This window comes from Candidatus Accumulibacter sp. ACC003, from assembly GCF_907163085.1.
In the GTDB taxonomy this organism is placed as follows: domain Bacteria; phylum Pseudomonadota; class Gammaproteobacteria; order Burkholderiales; family Rhodocyclaceae; genus Accumulibacter.
In genome coordinates this window covers 220,262-242,486 of the sequence record NZ_CAJQTX010000002.1, presented here as the reverse complement: position 1 = coordinate 242,486, position 22,225 = coordinate 220,262, and the positions used below count along the sequence as shown (strand labels likewise).

At 64.6% G+C, this 22,225-nt stretch carries 21 protein-coding genes; 8 read left to right on the top strand and 13 right to left on the bottom strand.

The window, feature by feature from the left end:
• Positions 1-305 precede the first annotated feature (305 nt).
• The 7 genes from trpC to rpe all read right to left on the bottom strand — a co-directional run bounded on the left by trpC (position 306) and on the right by rpe (position 6,563).
• Positions 306-1,094, bottom strand: coding sequence for an indole-3-glycerol phosphate synthase TrpC (trpC, locus tag QZ656_RS04815; RefSeq protein ID WP_291992319.1), 789 nt, complete (start codon positions 1,092-1,094; stop codon positions 306-308).
• Positions 1,091-1,693: a Uma2 family endonuclease gene (locus tag QZ656_RS04810; RefSeq protein ID WP_291992318.1), complete on the bottom strand. Its 603-nt coding sequence runs from the start codon at positions 1,691-1,693 to the stop codon at positions 1,091-1,093. Before QZ656_RS04810 ends, trpC begins: the two co-directional genes overlap by 4 nt.
• Before the next feature lie 27 nt (positions 1,694-1,720).
• On the bottom strand, positions 1,721-2,746 hold the full coding sequence (gene trpD, locus QZ656_RS04805) for an anthranilate phosphoribosyltransferase (RefSeq protein WP_291992317.1): 1,026 nt from the start codon (positions 2,744-2,746) through the stop codon (positions 1,721-1,723).
• Positions 2,743-3,315 (bottom strand): aminodeoxychorismate/anthranilate synthase component II, encoded by a 573-nt coding sequence (locus QZ656_RS04800; RefSeq protein ID WP_291992316.1) that lies wholly within the window; start codon positions 3,313-3,315, stop codon positions 2,743-2,745. Before QZ656_RS04800 ends, trpD begins: the two co-directional genes overlap by 4 nt.
• 246 nt (positions 3,316-3,561) lie before the next feature.
• The gene (trpE, locus tag QZ656_RS04795; RefSeq protein WP_291992315.1) at positions 3,562-5,034 is read right to left on the bottom strand and encodes an anthranilate synthase component I; all 1,473 of its coding nucleotides are present in this window, start codon (positions 5,032-5,034) and stop codon (positions 3,562-3,564) included.
• A 156-nt stretch (positions 5,035-5,190) separates the two neighbouring features.
• On the bottom strand, positions 5,191-5,874 hold the full coding sequence (locus QZ656_RS04790; RefSeq protein WP_291992314.1) for a phosphoglycolate phosphatase: 684 nt from the start codon (positions 5,872-5,874) through the stop codon (positions 5,191-5,193).
• On the bottom strand, positions 5,874-6,563 hold the full coding sequence (gene rpe / locus QZ656_RS04785) for a ribulose-phosphate 3-epimerase (RefSeq protein ID WP_291992313.1): 690 nt from the start codon (positions 6,561-6,563) through the stop codon (positions 5,874-5,876). The genes QZ656_RS04790 and rpe overlap by 1 nt, the downstream gene beginning before the upstream one ends.
• A 168-nt stretch (positions 6,564-6,731) precedes the next feature.
• On the opposite strand from rpe, the gene apaG reads away from it, so the two are divergent.
• Both apaG and QZ656_RS04775 read left to right on the top strand, forming a co-directional pair.
• A complete protein-coding gene (gene apaG, locus QZ656_RS04780) occupies positions 6,732-7,115 on the top strand; it encodes a Co2+/Mg2+ efflux protein ApaG (RefSeq protein ID WP_291992629.1) in 384 nt (127 codons plus the stop codon).
• Positions 7,116-7,141: 26 nt separating this feature from the next.
• Positions 7,142-7,735, top strand: coding sequence for a class I SAM-dependent methyltransferase (locus tag QZ656_RS04775; RefSeq protein ID WP_291992312.1), 594 nt, complete (start codon positions 7,142-7,144; stop codon positions 7,733-7,735).
• On the opposite strand, the gene argJ is transcribed toward QZ656_RS04775, so the two are convergent.
• Both argJ and secA read right to left on the bottom strand, forming a co-directional pair.
• Positions 7,732-8,970, bottom strand: coding sequence for a bifunctional glutamate N-acetyltransferase/amino-acid acetyltransferase ArgJ (gene argJ / locus QZ656_RS04770; protein WP_291992311.1), 1,239 nt, complete (start codon positions 8,968-8,970; stop codon positions 7,732-7,734). The two genes, QZ656_RS04775 and argJ, sit on opposite strands and share 4 nt — an antisense overlap.
• 115 nt (positions 8,971-9,085) lie before the next feature.
• Positions 9,086-11,800: a preprotein translocase subunit SecA gene (secA, locus tag QZ656_RS04765; protein WP_291992310.1), complete on the bottom strand. Its 2,715-nt coding sequence runs from the start codon at positions 11,798-11,800 to the stop codon at positions 9,086-9,088.
• Between the two features lie 275 nt (positions 11,801-12,075).
• Between secA and QZ656_RS04760 the strand changes: the two genes are divergently transcribed.
• The 5 genes from QZ656_RS04760 to ribD all read left to right on the top strand — a co-directional run bounded on the left by QZ656_RS04760 (position 12,076) and on the right by ribD (position 17,398).
• Positions 12,076-12,675 (top strand): CBS domain-containing protein, encoded by a 600-nt coding sequence (locus tag QZ656_RS04760; protein WP_291992309.1) that lies wholly within the window; start codon positions 12,076-12,078, stop codon positions 12,673-12,675.
• A 597-nt stretch (positions 12,676-13,272) separates the two neighbouring features.
• Entirely contained in the window at positions 13,273-14,463 is a 1,191-nt protein-coding gene (locus QZ656_RS04755) for a cation diffusion facilitator family transporter (RefSeq protein WP_291992308.1), read from the top strand.
• An 84-nt stretch (positions 14,464-14,547) separates the two neighbouring features.
• A complete protein-coding gene (glyA, locus tag QZ656_RS04750) occupies positions 14,548-15,807 on the top strand; it encodes a serine hydroxymethyltransferase (RefSeq protein ID WP_291992307.1) in 1,260 nt (419 codons plus the stop codon).
• Entirely contained in the window at positions 15,804-16,274 is a 471-nt protein-coding gene (gene nrdR / locus QZ656_RS04745) for a transcriptional regulator NrdR (RefSeq protein ID WP_291992306.1), read from the top strand. The genes glyA and nrdR overlap by 4 nt, the downstream gene beginning before the upstream one ends.
• Positions 16,274-17,398, top strand: a complete 1,125-nt coding sequence (gene ribD, locus QZ656_RS04740) for a bifunctional diaminohydroxyphosphoribosylaminopyrimidine deaminase/5-amino-6-(5-phosphoribosylamino)uracil reductase RibD (RefSeq protein WP_291992305.1) — start codon at positions 16,274-16,276, stop codon at positions 17,396-17,398. The genes nrdR and ribD overlap by 1 nt, the downstream gene beginning before the upstream one ends.
• Here ribD and moeB read toward each other — a convergent pair.
• From moeB to QZ656_RS04720, 4 genes are read right to left on the bottom strand one after another with little or no spacing between them, the layout of a single operon-like run.
• Positions 17,391-18,149 (bottom strand): molybdopterin-synthase adenylyltransferase MoeB, encoded by a 759-nt coding sequence (moeB, locus tag QZ656_RS04735; protein WP_291992304.1) that lies wholly within the window; start codon positions 18,147-18,149, stop codon positions 17,391-17,393. The two genes, ribD and moeB, sit on opposite strands and share 8 nt — an antisense overlap.
• A gap of 10 nt (positions 18,150-18,159) precedes the next feature.
• Positions 18,160-18,585 (bottom strand): hypothetical protein, encoded by a 426-nt coding sequence (locus tag QZ656_RS04730; RefSeq protein WP_291992303.1) that lies wholly within the window; start codon positions 18,583-18,585, stop codon positions 18,160-18,162.
• 26 nt (positions 18,586-18,611) lie between these two features.
• Entirely contained in the window at positions 18,612-20,039 is a 1,428-nt protein-coding gene (locus tag QZ656_RS04725) for a S41 family peptidase (protein ID WP_291992302.1), read from the bottom strand.
• A 22-nt stretch (positions 20,040-20,061) separates the two neighbouring features.
• Positions 20,062-21,690 carry a peptidoglycan DD-metalloendopeptidase family protein gene (locus tag QZ656_RS04720; RefSeq protein ID WP_291992301.1) on the bottom strand — a complete coding sequence of 543 codons (1,629 nt, stop codon included), beginning with the start codon at positions 21,688-21,690 and terminating at the stop codon, positions 20,062-20,064.
• A 156-nt stretch (positions 21,691-21,846) separates the two neighbouring features.
• On the opposite strand from QZ656_RS04720, the gene QZ656_RS04715 reads away from it, so the two are divergent.
• Positions 21,847-22,155 carry a metalloregulator ArsR/SmtB family transcription factor gene (locus QZ656_RS04715; RefSeq protein WP_291992300.1) on the top strand — a complete coding sequence of 103 codons (309 nt, stop codon included), beginning with the start codon at positions 21,847-21,849 and terminating at the stop codon, positions 22,153-22,155.
• Positions 22,156-22,225: the final 70 nt, after the last annotated feature.

Here is a 22,225-nt window from a genome sequence, read left to right as displayed (position 1 = left end):
TCGAGTGTTTTAATGGCTTGTTAGAAGGAGAGTGTTGGGTTTTTGCAACAAGCCTGCCGTTTTCTTGTGCTGACGGCTTCGGCGCGGGTTTTGTGTGCGCGTTTTCGGGTTTTATCGAAGGCAGGCTGGAACCGGTGGCGGGCATGCGGGAGTTGGCGCTCACCGATGGCCGCTTTCGACAAGTCGCCAAAGCCGCCGCCCTTCAGCCGGGTCCGCTGTCAGGGTCTCTGGGCGGCGATCGCTCGGTAGCCGGCAGCAAGGGCGGCATTGCGCAGGTCTCGGCAAACCTCCGCAGTCGAGAGAGCTCAGGAAAACATTGCCGCCAGGGCTTCGCCAGGTTCGCTGGCGCGCATGAAGGCTTCGCCGACGAGGAAGGCGTTGACGCCGTGGTCGCGCATCAGGGCGACGTCGCTGCTGCTGAGAATGCCACTTTCGGTGACCACGACGCGGCCTTCCGGGATCGACGAAAGGAGATCGAGCGTCATCTGCAGACTGACTTCGAAGCTGCGCAGGTTGCGATTGTTGATGCCGATCAGTGGCGTGCCGAGTTGTAGCGCGAGCTCGAGTTCGTGGCCGTTGTGTACCTCGACGAGGACGGCCATGCCGAGTGCCCTGGCGATGTCCTCGAAATCGCGCATGGCGGAAAGGTCGAGCGCGGCAGCGATCAGGAGGATCGCGTCGGCGCCCATCGCGCGCGCTTCGTAGATCTGGTACGCATCGACCATGAAGTCCTTGCGCAATACCGGTAGAGCGCAGGCCGAACGTGCCGCCCGCAGATACGCCGGGGTGCCCTGGAAGAACGGGCCGTCGGTCAGCACCGACAGGCACGCTGCGCCGTGCTGCTGGTAGCTGGCGGCGATCTCGGCCGGGCGGAAGTCGGCCCGCAGAACCCCCCTGGACGGGCTGGCTTTCTTGATTTCGGCGATCACCGCCGGCTGAGCGGCGGCGATCCTGGCACGTATCGTGCCGACGAAGTCACGTGCCGGGGGCTGGCTCTCGGCGCGCGCACGCAGCGTCGGCAAAGGCGTGGCGGCCTGCGCCATGGCGACCTCGTCACGCTTGACGGCAAGAATTCGCTTGAGGATGTCGCTCATCGCGGCGCCGCTGCAGCGCTTGCTGCTGCGTCTGCTACTTCGTCGGTGTCTTCGAGCAGTTCGTCAACCGGCAGCTGCAGCGCCAGCGAAGCGAACTCGACGCAGTCGCCCGGCGCATGCTCGTGGAGAACCCAGTGATTGTCGGCGTCACGGCGAAAAACCTCGACGCGCCGCGCCGCAATGTCGATCAGCGCGTACTCTTGCAGGCTTGCCAGCTTGCGATAAGCGGCAAACTTGCCGCCACGGTCGAAGGCGGCGGTGTTTTCCGATAGCACTTCGGCAAGCAGCAGCGGGTGACTGACGTAGTTCGGCGTCAGGCGGTCGCGCGGGTCGCAGGTGACCAGTACGTCGGGGTAGAAGAAACAGTCGGCCGCTTCGACCCGCGCCTTGACCGACTCGATGAAGACGCGACACGGGCTGCCCTTGAGTGCTCGGCGTAAGCTGGCATAGAGGTTGCCGGTGGCGACATTGTGCGACTGGCGGACGCCGACCATCGCGAAGACCTCGCCGGCAAGGTACTCGTGACGTTCGGCCTGGGTTTCCTCCCAGGCAAGGTAGGCGGCAGCGTCGAAGGGCTTTTCAGCTTGCGGGATGGCCATAGATTGTCTCTCTGGTGTGGCGACCGGTTAGCTCGAAAAGCCGTTGGTAAAAGCGATCAGCTCGTCGAGTCGGGTCAGTGCGGCGCCCGAGGCGATGGCCTCGAAGGCGCGGTCGACGCCGTCGGCGAGCGTCTTGGTGAGACCGCTGACGTAGATGCTCGCGCCGGCGTTGAGCGCGACGATGTCGCGCGGGGCGCCGCCCTTGTTGCGCAGCGTCGCCAGCAGCATCGCTTTCGATTCTTCGACGTTGGCGACGCGCAACACCCTGGGGTCGTGCACCGGCAGGTTGAACTGCTCGGGGTGGATGAGGTATTCGTCGATGCGGCCATTCTTCAGTTCACCGACCAGCGTTTCGCCGGAGATCGAGATTTCGTCGAGACCTTCGCGGCCGAAAACGGTCAGCGCGTGCGAACTGCCGAGTCGCTGCAGAACGCGTACCTGGATGCCGACCAGGTCGGGATGGAAGACGCCGAGCACCTGGTTGGCTGCCCCGGCCGGATTGGTCAGCGGGCCGAGGATGTTGAACAGCGTGCGGATACCGAGTTCGCGGCGTACCGGCGCGGCGTGTTTCATCGCGCTGTGGTGATTGGGAGCGAACATGAAGCCGATACCGACTTCGTCGACGCTCTGTCCGACCTGCTCGGGAGTCAGGTTGATATTCACCCCGAGTGCCTCGAGAACGTCGGCGCTGCCCGACTGCGACGACACCGAGCGGCCACCGTGCTTGGCGACGCGGGCGCCGGCCGCGGCGGCGACGAACATCGCCGCCGTCGAGATGTTGAAAGTCTGCGCGCCGTCACCACCGGTGCCGCAGGTGTCGACCAGGCGGCCACGGTCGCTGACTTTCACCTTGGTTGACAGCTCGCGCATCACCTCGGCCGCGGCGGCGATTTCGCCTATCGTTTCCTTCTTGACGCGCAGGCCGGTGACGATCGCGGCGATCATCACCGGCGTCACTTCGCCGCCCATGATCTGGCGCATCAGGGAGACCATTTCGTCGTGAAAGATTTCGCGGTGTTCGATGACCCGCGCCAGGGCGTCTTGCGGCTTCATTGGCCGTGCTCCTCGAGAAAGTTCCGCAACAGATCGTGGCCGCGCTCGGTGAGGATAGCTTCCGGGTGGAACTGGACTCCCTCGACCGCCAGGCTACGGTGACGCAAGGCCATGATCTCGCCGTCGTCGGTCCAGGCGGTGATCTCCAGGCAGTCCGGCAAGGACTCGCGCTCGATGGCCAGCGAATGATAGCGCGTGCAGGTGAGTGGATTGGGCAGGCCGCGGAAGACTCCCCGTTCGCCGTGATGGACGGCCGATACCTTGCCGTGCATCAGTTTGCGGGCGTGCACGACGCGGCCGCCGAAGGCCTCGCCGATCGCCTGGTGGCCGAGGCAGACGCCAAGCAGAGGAATCTTGCCGGCGAACTCGCGAATCGCCGCCAGCGAGATGCCGGCTTGTCCAGGCGCGCAGGGGCCGGGCGAAATCACCAGCAAGGCCGGGTCGAGGCGGGCGATCTCGGCAATCGAGATGGCGTCGTTGCGAACGACCCTGACCTCCTGCCCCAATTCGCCGAAGTACTGGACGAGGTTGTAGGTGAAGGAGTCGTAGTTATCGATCATCAGCAGCATTTGCGGCCTATCGTGTTGAATGTGTTGATTGCGTTGAAAGCGGCTCGCCCTGCGCCTGCTCGATACCCGCAACCGGTTGGCTCGTCCATCGTGAGCGCTGCTGCCGGCACCGGCAGGGGTCTGATTATCGCGCTTGCGTTCGGTCAGCTCAAGTTCGCGCGCGATTGCTGCGAGGATCCTGGCGACAAGCCGCCTCGGCAGCGAAGCCGGCGGCGGACGACTCCCGGTCGGCCGCACGCCGACGCGCTACAGGCGCGTGTCGAGCCCGTGTTCGGCGAGTTCGGCAGCGCGCAGAACGGCCTGAGCCTTGCTCTGTGTTTCCTGCCATTCCGACGCCGGGTCGGAGTCCGCGACGATGCCGGCGCCGGCCTGGACGTGCAACTGGCCGTCCTTGACGATCGCCGTACGGATGGCGATCGCCAGGTCCATGTCGCCGTTGAAGCCGAGGTGACCGACCGCGCCGGCGTAGATGCCGCGCTTGACGGGTTCGAGCTCGTCGATGATTTCCATCGCTCTGACCTTGGCTGCGCCGGAGACCGTGCCGGCCGGAAAAGTGGCCTTGAGGACGTCGAAAGCGCTCAGTTCAGGCCGCAATTTGGCTTCGACGTTCGAGACGATGTGCATGACGTGCGAGTAGCGTTCGACGATCATGTTCTCGGTCAGCTTGATGCTGCCGACGCGCGCCACGCGACCGATGTCGTTGCGGCCGAGGTCGAGCAGTTGCACGTGTTCGGCGCGCTCCTTTTCGTCGGCCAGCAATTCTTCGGCAAGCGCCTGGTCTTCGTCGAAGGAGACGCCGCGCCGGCGGGTGCCGGCGATCGGTCGGACAGTCACCGCATCGCCTTCGAGACGAACGAGAATTTCCGGCGACGCGCCGACGACGTGGAAGTCCTCGAAGTCGAAGTAGAACATGTAGGGCGACGGATTGAGCGAGCGCAGCGAGCGGTACAAGGCCATCGGACTGGCCGCCAGTGGCTTGCTCATGCGTTGCGAAAGGACGACCTGCATGATGTCGCCCTCGGTGATGTAGCGCTTGGCCTTGAGCACCGCCTGTTTGTACTGCGTTTCACCAAACAGAGATGTCGCCGGCTGCGACGGTTGTGGTTTTTCCAATGGAATGTGCACCGGCTGACGAAGCCTGGCGAGCAGTTCCCTGAGCCTGGCCTGCGCCTTCTGGTAGGCACCGGGAACGCCTGGCTCGGCATAAACGACCAGCGTCAGCTTGCCCGAGAGGTTGTCGACGACGGCGATCTCTTCGGAAAGGAGCAGCACGATGTCGGGAATCCCGAGGTCGTCGATTTTCTGCGAGCGCGTCAGCCGCGTTTCGATGTAGCGCACGGTGTCGTAGCCGAAGCAACCGACGAGGCCGCCGCAGAAGCGCGGCAGTCCGGTCGTTGGCGCGGCGCGGAAGCGCTGCATGTACTTGGCGATGAAGTCCAGCGGGTTGGTGTCGTCTTCGCGTTCGGCGATGCGATTGCCATTGAGCACCAGCACCTGGTGCGCGTTGACGACGATCCGCGTCGGGCTGGCCAGGCCGATGATCGAGTAACGGCCGAAGCGCTCGCCACCCTGTACCGATTCCAACAGGTAGGTATAGGGAGCGTTGGCCAGTTTCAGGTAGATCGACAGCGGGGTGTCGAGATCGGCGAAGGTTTCGAGCGTCACCGGGATGCGGTTGTAGCCTTCGGCGGCGAGCCGATTGAAATACGCTGCAGTCATGGGAACTCCACGGGAGAACAAGGCGGTAAGGTGTGTGCATCGGCGCGATGCACACCGCGGGGCATGGCGGCGACGATGTCGCCTAGTGGCGGCGGGTGCGCCAGGGCCAGGCCTCCGCCCGCCAGGCGGGCAGCAGCAGGTAAGGGTGGAGAGCGTTCATTCGGGAGCTATGCGGACAACGGCGTCGGCGAGGGTCGGGACTATAGCATCGCAAGCGAGATCGCGGACATCGCGGCCCTCGTTGTAGCCGTAGGGGACCAGGAAGACGTGGCAAGAGGCAGCGCGGGCGGCGTGGAAGTCGTGCACCGAATCGCCGATCATCAGCACCTTGGCGGGCGAAGCGCCGAGTCGGCCGCTGGCCCAGATCAGCGGCATCGGGTCGGGCTTCGGGCGCGGCAGGACGTCGCCGCTGACCACCACCTTGAAGAACGGCGCCAGACCGACGTGTTCGAGGAGCGGCACGGCGAAGGCCTCGGCCTTGTTGGTGATCACGCCGAGCGGCAAGCCGAGCGCCCGGAATCCTTCGAGGCCTTCGCGGACGCCCGGGAAGAGCGCCGCGTGCCGGCCGTTCTCGCGCGCGTAGTGTTGCTTGAAGCTGGCGAATGCTGCCGCCGGCGGCGGCGCCGGGTCGTCGGCGGCGACCATCGTCCCGGCGAGGACGCGCTTGACCAGATTGGCGATGCCGCGGCCGACGTAACTGCGCACCGCGTCCACCGGCACTTCGTCGCGGCCGAGGTCGCGCAGCATGGCGTTGGCCGCGGCATGCAGGTCGAGAACGGTGTCGAGCAGCGTCCCGTCGAGGTCGAAGAGGACGGCACGCACGGCGAGTGTTTGCGACATCAGACTTCCTTCAGGCGGGCGCGCAGGGCGCCGATGACCGTGTCGTAGCGGTTGGCATCGCCATCGTTGCCGGCGCTGAAGACCGCCGAGCCGGCAACGAAGGCATCAGCGCCGGCACGGGCGATCTCGGCGATGTTGTCGGCCTTGACGCCACCGTCGACTTCAAGGCGGATTCGCCGTCCGCTGTCGCGCTGGTAGGCGTCGATGCGGGCGCGCGCCGCCTGCAGCTTGGTGAGCGTCGAAGCGATGAACTGCTGCCCGCCAAAACCGGGGTTGACGCTCATGAGCAGGATGATGTCCAGCTTGTCCATGACGTGATCGAGATAGTGCAGGGGCGTCGCCGGGTTGAAGACCAGGCCGGCCTGGCAGCCGTTTTCATGGATCAGCGCCAGCGTGCGGTCGATATGTTCCGAGGCTTCGGGGTGAAAGGTGATGATGTTGGCACCGGCCCGGGCGAAGTCGGGGACGATCCGGTCTACGGGTCTGACCATCAGATGGACGTCGATCGGCGCCTGCGTCAGCGGCCGGATGGCCTGGCAAACCAGCGGCCCGATGGTCAGGTTCGGCACGTAATGGTTGTCCATCACATCGAAATGAATCCAGTCGGCGCCGGCCGCAATGACGTTCACCACCTCCTCGCCAAGCCTGGCAAAATCGGCAGAGAGAATGCTCGGAGCGATGACGTACATGACAGGAACCCCTATGGAAAGCGGGTTTCATTCTACCGCGAAAGCGCTTTTCCCGGCTGCTGGCGAGCGCGCTCGTCGCCATCGCGACGGCACGGCCGGCGAACGGGCTTGTCAGTGCGCGTTGTTTAGTGTGCAATGCCGCTTCTGATCGTACCGAAACCGAGCAAAATGGCCGAGAGCAAGAAATACCAGATCGCCGTCAGCGCGATCCCGCAATACATCGCCGAGCAGTCGGACCCGGCCAAGGACAGTTATGTCTTTGCCTACACCATTACCATCGAAAACGTCGGGACCGTGCCGGCGCAGTTGATTTCGCGGCACTGGATCATTACCGACGCCACTGGCGAGGTCCAGGAGGTGCGCGGCCTCGGCGTCGTCGGCCGACAGCCCTTGCTCGAGCCGGGCGAGAAGTTCGAGTACAGCAGCGGCTGCCAGCTTGATACGCCGGTCGGCACGATGCGCGGCAGCTACCAGATGACGGCCGTCGACGGCAGGCAGTTCGAAGCGGAAATCCCGGAGTTTTCGCTGGCCATTCCGCGCGTCCTGCACTGATCGCGAACGGCTCCTGACCGACCGTCTTGAGCCTCAAACACAGCTACACGTTGATCGCGCCGTTTTACGACGCGGCGCTGGCCGCGGCTACGCGTGCGCCGCGGGCAAAGAGCCTGGCGGCGCTGCCAGAGACGGCGGCGCGGGTGCTGTTGATCGGCGTCGGCACCGGTCTTGATCTGCCGCTGCTACCGTCGCAGCACCGCTACACCGGCATCGACCTGACCAACGCCATGCTGCGCCGCGCCGGGCCGCGTGCCGCGTCGCTCGATTGGTGTTGCGTGCAGGGCGACGCGCAGCGCTTGCCATTTGCCGACGGTAGTTTTGAGCACCTGGTCCTGCACCTGATCCTCGCCGTCGTGCCCGATCCGGTTGCCTGTCTGCGCGAGACGGCGCGCGTCCTGGCGCCCGGTGGCCGCGTCCTGATCTTCGACAAGTTTCTGCAGCCAGGGCAGCGAGCGCTGTTGCGGCGATTGTTCAATCCGCTCGTCCGCCGTGTCGCCACGCGCCTCGATGTCGTTTTTGAAGAGCTGCTTGAGCAAACACCGCAGCTGCGCCTCGAGTGCGACGAGCCGGTACTCGCCGGCGGCTGGTTCAGGTTGATTCGCTTGCGGCGTGCTTAGCTGCGGTAATCGGCGTTGATCCTGACATAGTCGTACGACAGGTCGCAGGTGTAGACCGTCGCCCGCGCGTCGCCGCGGCCGAGCGCAATGCGCACCGAAATCTCGTCCGCGCGCATGATCCGTGCGCCGTCTTCTTCGCGATACGAGGCCGCTCGCCCGCCTTTTTCGGCGACCAGGACCTCGCCGTCGGCGCTGCCCAGCCAGACGCTGAGGCGATCGACGTCGAGGTCGTCGACGTCGGCGTAGCCGATTGCTGCCAGGATGCGGCCGAGGTTGGGGTCGGAAGCGAAGAACGCGGTCTTGACCAGCGGCGAGTGCGCGACGGCGTAGCCGACGCGTTTGCACTCCGAGCGTTCGCGGCCACCTTCGACGGCGATGGTGATGAACTTGGTCGCGCCTTCACCGTCGCGAACGATCGCCTGCGCCAGTTCCATCGCGACAGCGATCACCGCCTCGCGCAGCGCCGCGTAGCCGGGCGCCGCGGCGTCGGAAAACTCGACGCCGGCCTGGCCGCTGGCAATCAGGATGAAGGAATCGTTGGTCGACGTGTCGCCGTCGACGGTGATGCCATTGAACGATTCGTCGGCGGCTTCACGCAGCAACTGCTGCAGCAAGGGCGTGGCGATGCCCGCGTCGGTGGCGATGAAGCCGAGCATGGTCGCCATGTTCGGCCGGATCATTCCGGCACCCTTGCTGATGCCGGTGACGGTGACGCGGTGGCCGGCTATGTCGAAGCGTCGCGACGCCGCCTTGGCGACGGTGTCGGTGGTCATGATCGCGTGCGCGGCGGCGTGCCAGTTGTCGGCGCGTAGATCGGCGACGCAGAGCGGCAGGCCGGCGATCAGGCGGTCGACGGGCAGGGGTTCGAGGATCACGCCGGTCGAGAACGGTAGCACCTGCCGGTCTTCAACGCCCAGCAAGCGGGCCAGGGCGGCGCAGGTCTCGGTCGCCGCCTGCCAGCCCTGTTCGCCGGTGCCGGCGTTGGCGACGCCGGTATTGATCACCAGCGCCCGCAGGTCGCTGCCGAGCTGCAGGTGACGGCGGCAGACCTGCACCGGTGCGGCGCAGAAACGGTTGGCGGTAAACACGCCGGCGACGCGGCTGCCGGGGGCCAGCGCCAGCACGCTCAGGTCGCGCCGGTCGAGCTTGCGGATGGCCGCCTCGGCAACGCCGAGGCGGACGCCGGCTACCGGCAACAGGTCGGCGGCGGCGGGGGTGCGGTAATTGACGGGCATGGCGGACTCGCGAACGAAGACTGGCAAGAAGATGGCAAGGCAGGGTGTTCGGTGGACCTTGGCTGGCCAGGACAGTAGCGCCCAATATCCTGGGCGGCAGCCTGGCCGGCGACGCCTATGTCAACTTGCCGTGACAGACTTTGTACTTCTTGCCGGAGCCGCAGGGGCAGGGGTCGTTGCGGCCGACCTTGGGACCGGCGGGCAGGGGGTTTTGAGCGGCCGCCGCGGCTTCCTCGTCGCCCAGTCCGAGCGCCTCCTCGTAGTTGGCGTGCTGGTAGCGTACGTTCTGTACGTCGGCGTGCGGCGCGCTTTCCTCGACGTCCTGCGCGCGCACCTGCACGGTCATCAGCAGGCGCGTGACGTCGGCGCGGACGCTGTCGAGCAGCCGTTCGAACAGTTCGAAAGCCTCGCGCTTGTATTCCTGCTTGGGGTTCTTCTGCGCATAGCCACGCAGGTGTATTCCCTGCCGCAGGTGGTCGAGCGCCGCCAGGTGCTCGCGCCAGTGCGTATCCATGCTCTGCAGCATGACGTTGCGCTCGAACGGGTGAAAGACCTCGGCGCCGACCAGATCGACCTTTTCCTGGTAGGTGGTGGCGGCGGCGTCGACAATCCGCGCCAGCATCTCCTCGTCGCGCAGATTCGCTTCGTTGGTCGCCCACTCGACGATCGGCAGTGCCAGCCGCAGGTCGCTGGCCAGGACGTTTTCCAGCCCGGGCAGGTCCCACTGTTCCTCGACGCTGTCGGCCGGAACGTGCAGCCGGAAGGTGTCGAGCAACACCGCCTCGCGCATCGGCGTCACCGTTTCGGAGATGTCGTCGCTCTCGAGCAACTCGTTACGCTGGGCGTAGATGACCTTCCGCTGGTCGTTGGAAACGTCGTCGTATTCAAGTAGTTGCTTGCGAATGTCGAAGTTGCGTGCTTCGACCTTGCGCTGCGCCGATTCGAGCGAACGCGAGACCAGCGGATGCTCGATCGGCTCGCCGTCGGGCATCTTCAGGCGCTCCATGATCGCTTTAAGGCGCTCGCCGGCAAAGATGCGCAGCAGCGAATCGTCGAGTGCCAGGTAGAAGCGCGACGAGCCCGGGTCGCCCTGGCGGCCCGAGCGGCCACGCAGCTGGTTGTCGATGCGCCGCGACTCGTGTCGCTCGGAACCGATGATATGCAGGCCGCCAGACGCCACGACCTGGTCGTGCAGCAGCTGCCACTGCGAACGAATCTCGTCGATCTGCGCATCGCGTTCGGCGGCGGGCAGCTCTTCGTTGTCGCGTATGTCGGAGATCTGCTTCTCGATACTGCCACCGAGAACGATGTCGGTACCGCGGCCGGCCATGTTGGTGGCAATGGTGATGATTCCCGGGCGGCCGGCCTGAATGACGATTTCCGCTTCGCGGGCGTGCTGCTTGGCGTTGAGCACCTGGTGCGGCAGCTTTTCGTGATCGAGCAACGCCGACAGCAGCTCCGAGTTCTCGATCGACGTCGTGCCGACCAGCACCGGCTGGCCGCGCTCCCGGCAGCTACGGATGTCGGCGATGATCGCCTCGTGCTTCTCTTTGGCGGTACGGAAAACCTGGTCGTTGTTGTCGGTCCGCCGCATCGGCTTGTTCGGCGGGATGACGACCGTTTCGAGGCCATAGATCTGCTGGAATTCGTAGGCCTCGGTGTCGGCCGTGCCGGTCATTCCCGACAGCTTGCCGTACATCCGGAAATAGTTCTGGAAGGTGATCGAGGCCAGCGTCTGGTTCTCGTTCTGAATCCGCACCCCTTCCTTGGCTTCGACCGCCTGGTGCAGGCCGTCGGACCAGCGACGACCCGACATCAGGCGCCCGGTGAACTCGTCGACGATGATCACCTCACCGTTCTGCACCACATACTGCTGATCCTTGAGAAACAGATTGTGCGCGCGCAGCGCGGCGTAAAGGTGGTGGATCATCAGGATGTTGCTGGCATCGTAGAGACTGCCGCCGTCGGGCAACAGGCCGGCGCTCGCCAGCATCTCTTCGGCGTGCTCGTGACCGGCCTCGGTCATCAGGATCTGGTGACCTTTCTCGTCGACCCAGTAGTCGCCTGGGCCGTTTTCTTCCTGGCAGCGCTCGAGCAGTGGCGCGACCTTGTTCATCCGCACGTAGAGGTCGGTGTGGTCCTCGGCCTGCCCGGAGATGATCAGTGGCGTGCGCGCCTCGTCGATGAGGATCGAGTCGACCTCGTCGACGATCGCGAAGCTCAGCTTGCGCTGCACGCGTTCGTCGGTCGAGTAGACCATGTTGTCGCGCAGGTAGTCGAAACCGAACTCGTTGTTGGTGCCGTAGGTAATGTCGGCGCCGTAGGCCGCTTGCTTGTCTTCATGCGCCATTTGCGACAGGTTGACACCGACCGACAGACCGAGAAAGCGGTGCAGCCGCCCCATCCAGTCGGAGTCGCGCTTGGCCAGGTAGTCGTTGACCGTCACGATATGTACGCCCTTGCCGGCCAGTGCGTTGAGGTAGGCGGCCAGCGTGGCGACCAGTGTCTTGCCTTCGCCGGTACGCATCTCGGCAATTTTCCCGTCGTGCAGGACCATGCCGCCAATCAGCTGCACGTCGAAGTGGCGCATGCCCAGGGCGCGCTTGCCAGCCTCGCGAACGACCGCAAAAGCTTCCGGAAGCAGCTCGTCGAGACTTTCGCCATTGGCGACGCGGGTCTTGAATTCGACCGTCTTGCCGCGCAGCTCGTCGTCGGACAGGGCAGCGATTCCCTCTTCGAGCGCGTTGATCTTGCGGACGACCCGCGAATACTGCTTGATCAGCCGATCATTGCGGCTGCCGAAAATCTTCTTGAGTAGGCCGGGAATCATTCTGGTACCGCTAGGGGAAATTAGTATGGGGACTCTGGTCAGGCAGCAGCGGCAGCGACTGTTCGCCGTCTTCAGCCGAGAGCTCATCAGCTCGGGCCGCCGAACAGGCAGGATGAAAAGAGCAAGCCCATCATCCGGCGCTGGGCATGGATACTACCTTCAAGACTCGATCGACGCAATTCTGGCGTCGCCAGCGGGCGCTTCGTTGGCGCTTGTCAGAGAGGAAAGTCGGTGCTTTAATCCCTTTACCGTCCGCGACCGTGAGGAGTGAGGAAATGCCAGACCATTCGTTCAAGTCTCTGCCCTGGACCCGGCTCCGGAGGGGCGTCCCGTGTTACCTCCCGAAGCCGCTCTTGCCGGCGTCGCTCGACGCCAGTTCGCCAGCCTTGCAGGCGATGACCGATTTTCGCCAGTTGGCTCCGGTGACCATATCGCGCGACGCGTCGCTCGACGAGGCCAATCGCGTGATGACGCTCTGCAAGATGCACTATTTGCTGGTCGGCGATGCGCAGCGGCAGTTGCTCGGGATCGTCACCGAGGCCGGCACCCGAGGCCACCGGCCGCTCGCTGCAGCGCATGCGATGGGCGTTCGCCCGGGCGAGTTGGTCGTCGGCGACGTGATGATCAACAAGCACGACGACGCCGAGGTGATGCATCTCAAGGACGTGGCCGGCGCCAAAGTCGGGAACGTGCTGGCCACGCTAAAGGCTCTGGGAACGCCGCACTGCCTGGTGGTCGAGCACGACGAAGACGACAACCACATCCTCTGCGGGGTCTTCCTGCTGGCGCAGATTGAACGCCAGCTGGGACTCGAGCCGCAGGCCGAGGCCATCGCGCATACCTTCTCGCAAGTGGTAAGTTCGCTGGGGCACTGAGCCGCAACGCCGCTGTCGGGCGCGCCAGCGAGTCGGCGGCCAGCGCCTGGTCGATCGCCGGCGGTTTCTTTTCGGGGCACAGGCGGCCGTAGAAAAGGCCTACCGATTGATCGCGGTTCAGCACGAAATCGATTTCCGCAGGACGCGGAGGGCGCGATTGGAGTCGGTCGAGGTGATCCAGACGCGGCCTTCGCCGGCGCAGGCGAGGCCGTCCGGGTAGGTGCCGTGACCAGTAGTGAGCGTTTCGCGGTTCGACAGGCCGTCGGCGGCGATGCTAAAGCGCGAAAGGCGACGCGCGAAGGTTTTATTGACCTATAGCCATTGATCGTCAGGGCACGGCACGGCCTCGTTGGTGTAGCCCGGGTCGTCGGCAACGTCGCTGCGGCACGCTCGGTGGGCGTCCCTCGTGGTGTTGGCGTGCGTCGACCTGCGGGCGTTCTTTAAGGCTGCTTTAAGCCGAAGGCCGCAGGCTACGCCGCCGACCGGCACTGGCCAGCGGCGGCGCTCCTTATGGGAAAGCCAGCCTATCGACGCGCCGCTTTGCCCGCCAGTGGCGATAGAATATGACGAACCCCTCTTTGCAAAGCGACCCAGAACATGACTACCCGTAAGGACGCGCCGGAAATCGCCTTCGATGACCCCGGACGGCATGCTCTGACGCAGCGCTGTACGTGGGTCAGCGTGCTGGTGAACGTCTTTCTGACCGCGGCTCAGGTGGTTGCCGGAATCGTCGCCAACTCGCAGGCGCTGGTCGCCGACGGCATGCATTCGCTATCCGATCTGGTGTGCGACTTCCTGGTCCTTTTTGCGGCGCATCACAGCAAGGATCCCGCTGACGAAAGCCATCCCTATGGGCATGCGCGCATCGAGACCGCGGCGTCGTTTGCCCTCGGGGCGATTCTGGCGCTGACCGGCACCGCCATTATCTGGAGCGCTGGCGTCAAGCTGCAGCATTTGGACAACCTGCCGCCGGTGGCGCCGTTGGCGCTATGGACGGCGATGCTGGCGCTGGTCGCCAAGGAGGGGCTGTTCCGCTACATGTTGCGTATCGGCGAACGCCTGCGCTCGCCGATGCTGATCGCCAACGCCTGGCACGCCCGCTCTGACGCCGCGTCGTCGCTGGTCGTCGCGATCGGGATCGGCGGCAATCTGATGGGCTTCGCCTTCGCCGATTCGCTGGCCGCGGTGATCGTCGGTTTCATGATCGTCCGCATGGGCGTGGTGTTCTCGTGGGAGGCGCTGCAGGAGCTGATCGACACCGGGCTGTCGGTCGAGGAAGTCGGCAGTATCCGGCAGGTGATCATCGATACCGCCGGCGTCGGTAGCCTGCACGAGTTGCGGACTCGCCGCATGGCGCATCGTTCGCTGGTTGATGCACACATCTGCGTCAACCCGCGGATCAGTGTTTCGGAAGGCCATCGCATCGCCGAGGTGACCCGCAAGCGAGTCCTCGACAGTCACCCGACGGTGTCCGATGTGCTGGTGCATGTCGACGTCGAAGACGATCTGGACCACGACAGCAAGAGTCAGAGCCTGCCCGAGCGCAGCGAGCTGGTACGCCATCTGGCGCCGGCACTCGCCGGCTTGCCCGAGCCGCATCGCGTCGTCCTGCACTATCTCAATGGCCGGGTCGAGGCCGAGGTTTTCCTGGCCGCCGAAGTGCTCGCCGATAGGGCCGTTGCCGGCCGCCTTGAACACGACTTCGCGGGCTGCCTGCGCGCCTGCCCATTGCTCGCTTCGCTGTCGATCAACTACCGCCAGCGCGTGCTGCCGCTGCGCGGCGACTGAGCTTTCCCTGGCGCCGCGCGAACTCTGTCGGCGCCTCGGCGCATGCTATAATCCCCTTCTTTTTCAAGGCTTGAGAGGCGCGCGATGTTTTCGGCTAACGACACACTGGCAAAGGTGGATCCCGAGATCTGGCAGGCGATCGAGAACGAGAATCGGCGGCAGGAAGAACATATCGAGTTGATTGCTTCCGAGAACTACGTCAGCCATGCGGTAATGGCCGCGCAAGGCTCGCAGTTGACCAACAAGTACGCCGAGGGCTATCCGGGCAAGCGCTACTATGGCGGTTGCGAGCATGTCGATGTCGCCGAGCAGCTGGCCATCACTCGTCTCAAGAAATTGTTTTCGGCCGAGGCTGCCAACGTCCAGGCGAATTCCGGATCACAGGCCAATCAGGCGGTTCTGATGGCCTTCGCCAAGCCGGGCGACACGATCATGGGGATGAGTCTGGCCGAAGGTGGTCACCTGACGCATGGCATGCCGCTGAACATGTCCGGCAAGTGGTTCAATGTCGTCGCCTACGGTCTCGACCGGCATGAAGCGATCGATTACGCGAAAATGGAAGCACTGGCTCGCGAACACAAGCCGCGGATCCTGATCGCCGGTGCGTCAGCGTACTCGCTGCGCATCGACTTTGAGCGCTTCGCGGGTGTGGCCAGGGAAGTCGGCGCCATTTTCATGGTCGACATGGCGCACTACGCCGGCCTGATTGCCGCCGACTGCTACCCGAACCCGGTACCGCACGCCGACGTCGTGACCTCGACGACGCACAAGACACTGCGCGGTCCGCGCGGCGGCGTCATCCTGATGAAGGCCGAGCACGAGAAAGCAATCAACTCGGCGGTTTTTCCCGGTTTGCAGGGCGGCCCGCTGATGCACGTGATCGCCGCCAAGGCGGTGGCTTTCAAGGAGGCCTTGAAGCCGAGCTTCGCCAAGTACCAGGAGCAGGTCGTCGCCAACGCGCGGGTGCTGTCGCGGGTGCTGTCGGAGGAGCGTGGCATGCGCATCGTTTCCGGCCGTACCGAATCGCACGTCTTTCTGGTTGATCTGCGGGCCAAGAACATTACCGGCAAGGAAGCCGAGGCAGCGCTGGGCGCCGCGCACATCACGGTGAACAAGAACGCCATTCCCAACGACCCGCAGAAGCCTTTCGTCACGTCCGGGATCCGCATCGGTTCGCCGGCGATGACCACGCGTGGCTTCACCGAGATCGAATCCGAACTCGTTGGCCACCTGATCGCCGACGTGCTCGACGCACCCGGCGACGAGAAGGTCCTGGCCCGAGTGCGGGCCGACGGCGCGGCGCTGTGCAAGAAATTCCCGGTTTACGGCGGCCGGGCGGGATGAAGTGCCCGTTCTGCGGCGCCGACGAAACAACCGTCGCTGACACCCGGATCAACGAAGACGGCGACATCGTCCGCCGCAGGCGGCGTTGCCTGAAATGCGACAAGCGGTTCACTACATACGAGCGCGCCGAACTGCGCATGCCGCAGGTGATCAAGAAGAACGGCTCGCGCGTTGACTTCGATCCCGAGAAGCTCGCCGCCAGTCTCTGGCTGGCGCTGCGCAAGCGGCCGGTAGGGATTGCCGCCGTCGAGGCGGCGATCGCCGGCATCGAAGAAAAGCTGCTGGCGCTTGGCGAGCGCGAGCTGGCGTCTGAAAAGATTGGCGAAATGGTCATGCTGGAGTTGAAGAAACTCGACAAGGTGGCCTACGTGCGCTTCGCCTCGGTCTATCGCAACTTCGAAGACGTCGACGAGTTCTCCAAGCTGATTCGCGAAGTCTCTCGCCCGCCCGAAAAAATCGGTCGCTGATGTCGCCGGAGTTCAGTGCCGCCGACCACCAATCGATGGCGCGGGCGCTGTCTCTGGCCGAGCTCGGTCTGCATACCACGACGCCCAATCCACGCGTCGGCTGCGTCATTGTCAAAGATCGGCAAATCGTCGGCGAAGGCTGGCATCGCCGCGCCGGTGAGCCGCACGCTGAAGTGCGCGCTCTGCAGTTTGCCGGCGACCAGGCACGCGGGGCGACCGTTTACGTCACGCTCGAACCCTGCAGTCATCACGGCCGCACGCCGCCGTGCGCCGCAGCACTGCTGAGCGCCGGCGTCGGGCGAGTCGTCGCCGCCATGCAGGATCCCAATCCGCTGGTCTCCGGGCAGGGGCTGGCGTTTCTGCGAGACGCCGGCGTGCGCGTGCAGTGCGGGCTGATGGAGGACGAAGCGCGCGAAATCAATATCGGCTTTGTCGCGCGCATGACCCGCGCCAGGCCCTGGCTGCGCCTGAAAATGGCCGCCAGCCTCGACGGTAAGACGGCGCTGAAAAATGGCGCCAGCCAGTGGCTGACCGGCCCGGCGGCCCGCCATGACGGGCACCGCTGGCGCGCCCGCGCCTGCGCCATCCTGACCGGCATCGGCACCGTTCGCGATGACGACCCGCAGCTCAACGTGCGCGGCGTCGAAGCGCTGGACGGGGCGGACGGTGTTTCGCGCCAGCCTTTGAAGGTTGTCGTTGATAGTCGGCTGGAACTCGCCGCCGGCGCCCGAATTTTCGCCGACGCGGCAAAGGGCCGGGTGCTGGTCGCCGCCGCCGTCGCCGATGGCGACCGCCGCGCCGCACTTGAGCGGCGTGGCGCCGAAGTGCTGTTGCTGCCGGGCGCCGCTGGGCGGGTCGATTTGTCGGCACTGCTCGGCGAGTTGGCGCGTCGTGGCATCAACGAAGTGCATGGCGAGGCGGGTTTCCGACTCAGCGGTTCCTTGCTCGCCGCGGGCCTGGTCGACGAGCTGCTGCTCTACCTGGCGCCGTGCCTGCTCGGTGATGTAGCACAAGGAATGTTCGACCTGCCGGCGCTCGAGTCGCTGGCCGGCAAGCGCCAGCTGCTGATTCGCGACCTGCGCTGCGTCGGCCCCGACCTGCGCTTGTTGGTTCGTTTCAGCTGACGCGGCCGAGTGCGCAGACCGGGCAGCCGGGGTCCTGGCCGAACTTGACGCTGCGCCATTCCATCGACAGGCCGTCGAGTAGCCACAGCCGGCCGAGCGCGACTTCGCCGGCGCCAGCGATCAGTTTCAGTGCTTCGGCGGCCTGCATCGCGCCGATGATCCCGGTCAGCGGCGCGAATACCCCCATCACGGCGCAGCGCAACTCGTCGACGTCGTCGCCTTCCGGAAACAGGCAGTGGTAACACGGTGCTTCGTCGCGCCGGCTGTCAAATACCGCCAGCTGCCCGGCAAAACGGATCGCCGCTCCCGAAACCAGGGGCGTCCGGTGGCTGACGCACGCGCGATTGACCGCATGCCGGGTGGCAAAGTTATCGCTGCAATCGAGAACCACGTCGGCGTTGGCCACCAGCGCGGCGAGTTCTTCGCCCGCCAGGCGGCTGCTGATCGCTTCGACACGCACTTCGGGATTGATTTCGTGCAGCGCCAGCTGACCCGAGCGGGCCTTCAGCTGGCCGATGCGCTGCTGGGTATGCAGGATCTGGCGCTGCAGATTGGTCAGGTCTACGGTGTCGCCGTCGGCCAGGGCGATTTGCCCGACGCCGGCCGACGCCAGATAGAGCGCGGCTGGCGAGCCGAGGCCGCCGGCGCCGATGATCAGCGCCCGGGCGTTGACGATCCGCTGCTGCCCTTCGATACCGATCTCGTCGAGCAGGATATGGCGACTGTAGCGCAGTAGCTGGTCGTCGTTCATCGACGTCACGCTACTTGTATTCGCGCCACTCCGGCGGCGTGTCGTCGTGGTCGCCGTGCGGATGGCGTTCCCAGGCATGCGTGTAGGCTTCGGATTGCGAGCGTTTCATGGGTTTGACCGGTGCGTCCAGGTTGTGCAACTGCGTTTCCTCGACGTAGTAGATCAGCGCCCGCAGCATCTTGCTCATCAGCGTATTGTCGAGGTGGTAGCCTTTGTCCTCGAGTGTGCCTTCGAGTTCTTCGAGGCTATGCTGATGGAGATCGTAGGCGACGCCGAGTGCTCGCGCCTGATCACGCCGTTCGACCTCGAGTTGTTCGATCTGGCCAAGGCAGGCCGCGGCTTCGGGCACCTGATCCGGCGGGAACTTGGCGAACAGAATGCTCCGTTCTTTGCGGATCGGTGCGGTTTGCGGTGTTGCCGGAGAGGCTCGCTTCATTCACTTTCCTCCCTCCGTGAGAAAGGTCAACGGCTGCTACGCATGATCTGCATCCCCTTGAGCAGGTTCAGCGCCTGGTTCAGCTGATAGTCGTTCTTCGAAGCCAGTTCGCGGCTCGGCAATTCAACGGACTCGTCGCCTTCCTCTTTGGGCGGGCTGCTCTTCGGCTTGGCCGGTAGCGGGGCCTTGCTCGATGGCTTGACGACTTCCTCTTTGGCCGGCGTCGCGCCATCCTTGGCAGTGTCGGTGTTGTTTTCGAGGTGGTGATCGAGGTTGGCCTCGCGCAAACGCTGCGTCGAACTGCCGTTGGCGCTTTCCTCGGCGATGATGTCCGGAACAATCCCCTTGGCCTGGATCGAACGGCCCGACGGCGTGAAATAGCGGGCGGTTGTCAGCTTGATCGCGGTATTTCCGGGCAATGGCAGAACGGTCTGCACCGAGCCCTTGCCAAACGTCGTCGTGCCGAGGACGACAGCACGTTTGTGGTCCTGCAGCGCACCGGCGACGATTTCCGACGCCGACGCCGAACCGCCATTGACGACCACCACCATTGGCACCGTGCGCGCCTGCGGCGGCAGGCGCTTGAGGTAATCGTCCCTGGTGCCACGCAGGTAGTCTGCCGGCGTGGCATTGAACTCGTGCTTGGAATCGGGGGCGCGTCCATCGGTCGAGGTCACCAGCGCGTCGGCCGGCAAGAACGCAGCGGCAACGCCGACGGCGCTATTCAGCAGGCCGCCCGGGTCGTTACGCAGATCGAGCACCAGGCCTTTCAGCGGTCCCGGCTTCATCAGGTCGTTGAGATGCTTGACCACCGCCGCACCGGTGTTCTCCTGGAAAGACGTGATGCGCAGGTAGCCGTAGCCGTCTTCGACCAGTTTCGACTTGACGCTCTGAACCTTGATCACTTCGCGCGTCAGCGTGAAATCGAGAGGCTTGGCTTCGCCTTTGCGGAGGATCGACAGGCGGATCTGCGACTTCGGTTTGCCGCGCATTCGCTTGACGGCTTCGCTCAGGGTCAGGCCCTTGACCAGCGTGTCGTCAATCTTGAAGATCAGGTCGCCCGGCTTGACGCCGGCGCGGTCGGCGGGGGTGTCCTCGATTGGCGAAACCACCTTGACCAGCCCGTCTTCCATACCCACTTCGATGCCGATGCCGCCAAACTCGCCCTGCGTGCCAACCTGCAAGTCCTTGAACGCGTCGGCATCGAGGTAAGTCGAGTGGGGATCCAGGTTGGAGAGCATGCCGCTGATGGCGTGCGTGATCAACTTCTTGTCGTCGACGGGCTCGACGTAGCCCTTCTTGATCGCGTTGAACACTTCGGCGAAGGTGCGCAGCTCTTCAACGGGCAGACCGGCGCGCGGTTCCTTGTCGGCCAGAGCCGAAAACTGCAGGCTGAGGAGAACGCCACCAAGCAATCCGGCGCAAACCAGCCCGGCCTGTTTCAACTTACCCATCTGCTTCACTCTATGCGCACCCCTATTTCGCGTTGACCCACGCCAATGGGTCAAGCGGTTTGCCATCATGACGAATTTCGAAGTATAAACCGGATTCCGGATTGCCACCGGTGTTGCCAACGGTGGCAATGTTTTCACCGCCGCGCACGTCGTCACCGACCTGTTTTAGCAGCGAATCGTTGTTGGCGTAGATCGACAGGTAGTCGTTGCCGTGGTCTACGATCAACAGATTGCCGAAACCGCGCATCCATTCGGCAAAGACCACGCGGCCGGCGGCGATACTCCTGACTTCGCTACCGGCGCCGGCGCGGATGAACAGCCCTTTCCAGGTGCTGCCTTCCTGGCGCGCCGTGCCGAATCTGTTGGTCACCGATCCCCGCGCCGGCAGGCGCAGCGAGCCTTTCATGGTGGCCAGATTGCCCATCACTGGCGCCGCCGGCGGCGCTTCTCTACGCACTGCCGGGGTTGGCGGTCTGGCTTTTGGCTCTTCTTCGACCGGCGTTGGCGGCGGTGATGGCGGCGACGGTTGTTGGCGAGCCTGCTCGCGGGCGGCCTGCCGCGTTTCCTGTCGTGCTTCCTGGCGGGCTCGCTCTTGCTGCGCCTGCTCGCGGGCGGCCTGTCGCGTTTCTTGCTGTGCCTGCTCGCGGGCGGCCTGTCGTGTTTCCTGTCGTGCTTCCTGGCGGAGCCGCTCTTGCTGCGCCAATTCTTTCTGCGCGCGTTCCTTCTGCAGCTGCTCCTGTCGCGCGAGCTCTTGCCGCTGTGCTTCCCGGCGCGCTTCGCGGGCTTCGGCCGCTTTGGCAGCGATGATTTTCGCCAAGCGGTCGACCAGTTCGCTCAGGCGCTTTTCGTCACGTTGCAGGCCGCCGATTTCGCGGCGCTGCGCGGCGATCTGTTCCGATATTTTGTCGATCGTTGCCTGGCGTTGGGCGCGCTGGGCAAGCAAGCTGGCGTGCTCTTCCTTCTGTTTGCTTTCGGCGGCAGCGAGTTGCGCCGCTTGTTGCCGGCTGGCGGTGGTCAGCGCTTTCTGCTGCTGCAAGCTCGATTCGATGCCGAGCAGGAGTTTGCTGCGCGCCCGCCCGACGGCCTCCATGTAATACAGATCGCGCGCCACCTGGTGCGCGTCGTCGCCATTGAGAAAGAGCTGCAGCGGGTCCGGATTGCCGCGCAGATATTGTCGATAGAGGAGCTTTGCCAGCTGTTCCTGCTGCGCATGCAGCCGCTGTTCAAGCGTCTGTGACTGCTGTTCGAGGTCCGCGAGCGTCGCTTGCAGGGCGTCGATCTGCGTCGTCAGCTGGTGCAACTCGCGCTGCGTAGCCGATATCGTCCGGTCGGCGTCCTTCAGCTGATCCAGCGAATCCTTGCGCGAGCCTTCGGCGGTCGCCATCTCGCGGCGCAGCGTCTCAATCTGTGAGCGCAGCGATTGCAGGTCGCCCTGCTTCCCGGTGGCATCGCCGGGCGACGCGCCGTCGGCGTCCTGACGATTCTGCCGACCGTTGGCAGCGAAGATTGGTGCCAGCAGCGCTGCGGTGAGCAGCGCGACGAGCAGCGGCCGCACGTTTTTGCGGCGCTGCCTGGCCGGCGGCGGTTTCAGCGGGTTTTCGGCGCCTGCCGGTGGGGCGTTGCGGCAGGGTTTTGCGGTGTTTTTGGTCAAGGTGCGGCACAAGCCTCGCAGAAACGTGAGTTGCCTGGCCGGACTGGCACGCGCGGTGGCTTGCGGCCGGCTCGCAGGCGTGTGTGGCACACACTGTCACTCGGGGTTTTGCTCTATAATGGTGGATTATATGATAAACGACGAGTCTGGCGTATCGTGCCAATCCGGACCAGCATCATCGACAAGCAGGAGCATATCGAGCAGGCCGCACGAGCGCTGAAGTCGATATCGCATCCCTTGCGACTGAAGATCCTCTGTGTGATCGGCGATCAGGATGCCTGTGTACAAGAGATCGTCGACGCCGTCGGTACCTCGCAAAGCAACATCTCTCAGCATCTGGCAATCCTTCGCGAAAAAGGTGTCTTGCTTGCCCGCAAGGACGCCAACCGGGTTTACTATCGCGTTGGCGACGCCCGCACGCTACAGTTGATCAGCATGATGCGTGAGGTCTTCTGCGGCGACTAGCGGCTTCGCATCGCCGTCTTGCGGCGCTTATATGGCAGCGGGGGCGTCGAGGCCTTGCTCTCGCTTGCCA

Excerpts from the sequence above, each read along its gene's own strand:
- trpC (WP_291992319.1), bottom strand. The coding sequence starts at position 1,094 with ATGAGCGACATCCTCAAGCGAATTCTTGCCGTCAAGCGTGACGAGGTC.
- QZ656_RS04810 (WP_291992318.1), bottom strand. The coding sequence starts at position 1,693 with ATGGCCATCCCGCAAGCTGAAAAGCCCTTCGACGCTGCCGCCTACCTT.
- trpD (WP_291992317.1), bottom strand. The coding sequence starts at position 2,746 with ATGAAGCCGCAAGACGCCCTGGCGCGGGTCATCGAACACCGCGAAATC.
- QZ656_RS04800 (WP_291992316.1), bottom strand. The coding sequence starts at position 3,315 with ATGCTGCTGATGATCGATAACTACGACTCCTTCACCTACAACCTCGTC.
- trpE (WP_291992315.1), bottom strand. The coding sequence starts at position 5,034 with ATGACTGCAGCGTATTTCAATCGGCTCGCCGCCGAAGGCTACAACCGC.
- QZ656_RS04790 (WP_291992314.1), bottom strand. The coding sequence starts at position 5,874 with ATGTCGCAAACACTCGCCGTGCGTGCCGTCCTCTTCGACCTCGACGGG.
- rpe (WP_291992313.1), bottom strand. The coding sequence starts at position 6,563 with ATGTACGTCATCGCTCCGAGCATTCTCTCTGCCGATTTTGCCAGGCTT.
- apaG (WP_291992629.1), top strand. The coding sequence starts at position 6,732 with ATGGCCGAGAGCAAGAAATACCAGATCGCCGTCAGCGCGATCCCGCAA.
- argJ (WP_291992311.1), bottom strand. The coding sequence starts at position 8,970 with ATGCCCGTCAATTACCGCACCCCCGCCGCCGCCGACCTGTTGCCGGTA.
- secA (WP_291992310.1), bottom strand. The coding sequence starts at position 11,800 with ATGATTCCCGGCCTACTCAAGAAGATTTTCGGCAGCCGCAATGATCGG.
- QZ656_RS04760 (WP_291992309.1), top strand. The coding sequence starts at position 12,076 with ATGCCAGACCATTCGTTCAAGTCTCTGCCCTGGACCCGGCTCCGGAGG.
- QZ656_RS04755 (WP_291992308.1), top strand. The coding sequence starts at position 13,273 with ATGACTACCCGTAAGGACGCGCCGGAAATCGCCTTCGATGACCCCGGA.
- glyA (WP_291992307.1), top strand. The coding sequence starts at position 14,548 with ATGTTTTCGGCTAACGACACACTGGCAAAGGTGGATCCCGAGATCTGG.
- nrdR (WP_291992306.1), top strand. The coding sequence starts at position 15,804 with ATGAAGTGCCCGTTCTGCGGCGCCGACGAAACAACCGTCGCTGACACC.
- ribD (WP_291992305.1), top strand. The coding sequence starts at position 16,274 with ATGTCGCCGGAGTTCAGTGCCGCCGACCACCAATCGATGGCGCGGGCG.
- moeB (WP_291992304.1), bottom strand. The coding sequence starts at position 18,149 with ATGAACGACGACCAGCTACTGCGCTACAGTCGCCATATCCTGCTCGAC.
- QZ656_RS04730 (WP_291992303.1), bottom strand. The coding sequence starts at position 18,585 with ATGAAGCGAGCCTCTCCGGCAACACCGCAAACCGCACCGATCCGCAAA.
- QZ656_RS04725 (WP_291992302.1), bottom strand. The coding sequence starts at position 20,039 with ATGGGTAAGTTGAAACAGGCCGGGCTGGTTTGCGCCGGATTGCTTGGT.